The sequence below is a fragment of the Sulfitobacter sp. HI0129 genome (assembly GCF_001635395.1).
Lineage (GTDB): Bacteria > Pseudomonadota > Alphaproteobacteria > Rhodobacterales > Rhodobacteraceae > Sulfitobacter.
The window spans coordinates 1-2,020 of sequence record NZ_LWGH01000603.1; the positions used below are offsets into that span (position 1 = coordinate 1).

Consider the following 2,020-nt stretch of genomic DNA (forward strand, 5'->3'; position numbering starts at 1 on the left):
GCGACGGGGCGAAAGAGCGGCGGCTGCGCCTGATTGGTGCGATTGGTGCGCCCCAGCCCCTGGATCGCATTGTCCGCCTTCCAGCCGGGCTCCAGAAGGTAATGCACCCGCAGGCGCTGGTTCTTGGCCTCCAGATCGGCATGATAGCTGCGCCCGGTGCCCCCGGCATCGGAGAAGATCAGGATGCGCTTAGCATCGTCCATGAAGGCCTGCGTCTCGCCGAGGTTGGAGGAGGCGGCGCGGTTCTCGACCTTGAGCCGCCCTTCGCGCGTTTTCACGATGCGCCGCTTGCGCCCCGTGACCTCGGCCACCGCGTCCCCGCCGAAATGCCAGAGGATCTGGTCGAGCGCACCCTGCAACGGGGCGAGGGCACCCAGATGCTCGACGAGCTCATCCCGGCGCCGCTCAGCCTCGCGGCAGGTAATCGGGTTGCCATCCGCATCGAGAGCGGGGCGCGAGCGCAGATCGCCATTCTCGTCGGTGTAGGGCTCGAAGAGCTGCGTCGGGAACGAATGCATCAGGTAGTCCATGATGTTCTCCCTCGGCGTAAAATCGACCTGCAGATCATCCCAGTCCGAGGGCGGGATCTCCTCGAGGCGGCGTTCCATCACAGCCTCGCTGGTCGAGACCACCTGGATCACCGCCGCATGACCCGCCGCCAGGTCCGCCTCGATCGCGCGGATCAGCGAGGGGCATTTCATGGCGGTGATGAGATGATTGAAGAAGCGCTGCTTGTTGCTCTCGAAGGCTGAGCGCGCGGCGGATTTCGCCTGGGCGTTCAGCGTGCCGGTCTCGGAGGAAATACCCGAGGCCTGAAGGGCCGCCTCGAGGTTGGTGTGAATGATCTGATAGGCGTCGGCGTAGTTGTCGTAGATCGCGACCTGGGCGGGGGTCAGGTCGTGCACCAGCATCTCGTATTCGACCCCGGCATAGGAAAGGGACCGCGCCAGATAGAGCCCAAGCGCCTTCAGGTCCCGCGAGATCATCTCCATGGCCGCAATGCCCCCGGCCTCCATCGCGGCGACAAACTCGGCCCGCGTCACGAAGGGGAAATCTCCCGTACCCCAGAGACCGAGGCGGGAGGCATAGGCGAGATTGCCGACAACCGTCGCCCCGGTGGCCGAGACGTAGAGCACGCGGGCATCAGGAGCCGCGTTCTGCAGTGCGAGGCCGGCGAGACCTTGCTGCGACGCCTTCTTGTCGCCGCGGTCGGACTTTTCGCCGGCGGCGTTCGCCATGGCGTGGCTTTCGTCGAAAGCGATGACCCCGTCGAACCCCTCGCCGAGCCAGGACGTCACCTGGTCGAGGCGGGAGGCTTTCCCCTCGCGTTCGGCCGAGCGCAGCGTGGCATAAGTGACGAAGAGGATGCCCTCGGGCAGGCGGATATCGCTCCCCTGACGGAACTTCGAGAGCGGCACGATATCGCTTTCGCGCCCACCGAGCGCCATCCAGTCGCGACGCGCATCCTCGATGAGCTTGTCGCTTTTTGAGACCCAGGCCGCGCGGCGGCGCCCTTTGAGCCAGTTGTCGAGGATGATGCCCGCGACCTGCCGCCCCTTGCCGCAACCGGTGCCATCGCCGAGGAACCAGCCCTTGCGCAGGCGGAATGCACCCTCGTCACCCTCGGCGGCTGCCATCAGCTGGCCTTCGATCTCGCCGCGTTTGAACCAGCCCTTCAGATGCGTCTCGTGGGCATTGCCCGCATAGATGACGCTTTCGAGCTGCGGCGCGGAGAGGAGACCGTCGGCGACAAGAGTCTTCGGCAGGACGGGGCGGTAGGTCGGGACGGGCGGCGGGACCGAGGCCATGGCAGCAGATTGCACAAGTGCAGTGGGATGCTCCACCGCGCTGTCGATCCTGATCGCCTGAAGGTCATAGGCCTCGTAGACCGTATCCTGCAATACGCCGTCCGGTTCACTCCAGGCTTTCGGCAGATAGTCGAGCGGGGCCATCTCGATGTCGTCAAACGGATGTCGCGCGCGTTCCTCGGCGAGGGCACGGGTTTCCTGGCGGGCGGCGT

At 65.7% G+C, this 2,020-nt stretch carries 1 protein-coding gene; it reads right to left on the reverse strand.

The genetic code is table 11. The annotated features are described in order from the left end of the window. Positions 1-2,020: strawberry notch-like NTP hydrolase domain-containing protein (locus A3764_RS15985; protein WP_201722445.1), on the reverse strand; the 2,020-nt coding region annotated here is incomplete at both ends.